Origin of the sequence: Microcystis aeruginosa NIES-4325 (assembly GCF_008974145.1) — a bacterium.
Taxonomy (GTDB): Bacteria; Cyanobacteriota; Cyanobacteriia; order Cyanobacteriales; family Microcystaceae; genus Microcystis; species Microcystis aeruginosa_G.
The window spans coordinates 1-1916 of record NZ_BJKP01000081.1; the positions used below are offsets into that span (position 1 = coordinate 1).

Below are 1916 nucleotides of genomic sequence, written 5' to 3' on the forward strand. Positions count from 1 at the left end.
GACGAGCGAAAGTATTGCGCGTGCTATCACGACTAATATCCCAGCTACAAATCGTAGAGTTTCGATCAGAAAGTCTATCCACTCCAAAAGCCAAATAAGTCGCCACCGCATCCCCATAAGCCGTCGCGCCTATTCCCCCATCATTAAGAGGTAAATCATCATCAGGGATTCCTGCGGCTACTGCATCAGCTTTAATCTTTTCTCTGGCTTCACTTACTAAATCGCTAAAAGTAGTGAGGGCGACGAGTTGACGGGGAGTGAATAAATCGGCAAAAGTCCTCATCCCGTAATTTGGTGTCTTGAAATCTCGCGGATTATGAGGTAATTCAGCATCAGGCTTCCATTCAGGCTGTGCTTTTTTAGCAATTCTTACCTGTTCCTCATCAGGAGAAAGATAAACCCTTCCCCCTTGTCCTTCAGCGACAATAGCCATTAACTGAGCATCCATCCGGCCTGCCTTACCTTCCCTACGGATATGATCAAAAGGAACAGGAGTATTACAAGCGATACAAACTGCACCCTTGCGGTTTACCGTCCCATCTGGGGCCGTACCCTTACCCGTCCTCACCTCAAAGCGGATTTTTGGTGGCACCACAGAGACACCAAAATCATCCCCCTTTGTGTCCTCTGTGCCTTTGTGGTTAAAATCCCCCTCAGTGTTAACATCTCCCACAAAAGGCTCAACCCAAGCCTCCTTACCCTTCTTCGTGGAAAGCTGAAAACTGCGGACCAGAGGCATCTGACAGCCACAGGCTGGATTAGGACACTTCACCGTCCTGGCCCAAAGCCAAGCAATCACCTTAGTGTCCTTTGTGCCTTTGTGGTTGGTTTCCACCATCGGATAAAGAAACCCAATCCTTTTAAAAGCCTCATCCCGCATCCACTGACCGTAATAGCGCACATCTGCGGCCAATCCCTGGGCCCCTTCCCAGGAAGAAATCTTTTGTTTTTGGCGAGAATCGGGATTAACCGGCGGTTTATCCTTAAACTTGGGCGGAATCTCGATTAAAGCCTTAGTAATCAACACCGCCACGGGATTGAGGTCACTACCGTGGGCCTGCAATCCCAAGCGCTGGGCCTCCAAAGGAATGGAACCACCACCACAAAACGGGTCATAGGCGGGGGGGGCATATTTAGCGATATAATCCCGTATAGCATCAGGTTTAGTGGGAGGTTCTTGGCCACGTTCCCAAGCCAAACAGCGCGCAATTTCTCGCTGTGCTTCTAGCAATACTCCTGAATTAGGCTGGTTAATCTCATCCCAAGATACCAACCCTCTAACCACCTGCTTAGTGTTGCCTTTTTTGTCCTTTTCAAGCTCAATCCTACCCAAAATATCAAACAATCGCTGCCGTTCCTGATTCTGTGCTTCTTCCGTGGGAAATTTCTCTGGCCAACTGGAAGGATCATCCACCAAAGAAGCCCATAAAACCGCCCGACAAGCCGCTAAAGGTCGCCTGGCCCACCAAAGATGTAGAGTAGAGGGATGACCGTGCCGAATCGACTTTTCCCGCGCCGATTCGACGTTAATGGCTTCTAGGGGTAGGGCCACTTCAATGAGTTTTTTACGGTAGGTCATGGGAGATAAAAGAACCACAAAGGCACAAAGGACACGAAGATTGAGGAACCACAAAGGCACAAAGGACACAAAGATTAATTGTTGACAAGGCGTTTGATGCCTTGTTTGAGAACGGGAACGTTAAAATTAATCAGTAATCCTAGCCAAAGCCGACGTAATTTGAGATAGGTTAACAACTGGGCCTCGTGAATGGGGGTAAGTTGTTCAACAGTTTTCAGTTCGACAATAACCAGATTTTCCACCAATAGATCGAGACGATAACCACAATCAAGTTTAACACCGCGATAAATCACTGATTGAGGAACTTGACGCTCCACCGCTATCCCCCTATCCAATA

The 1916-nt window shown here is 48.1% G+C and carries 2 protein-coding genes; both read right to left on the minus strand.

Annotation, left to right across the window (positions count from 1 at the left end; all coding sequences use genetic code 11):
- Positions 1–1579 (minus strand): DUF1156 domain-containing protein (locus MiAbW_RS18975; protein WP_151697337.1); only part of this gene is annotated, 1579 nt, incomplete at its 3' end.
- A gap of 74 nt (positions 1580–1653) precedes the next feature.
- Positions 1654–1916: GxxExxY protein (locus MiAbW_RS18980; RefSeq protein WP_151697328.1), on the minus strand; the 263-nt coding region annotated here is incomplete at its 5' end.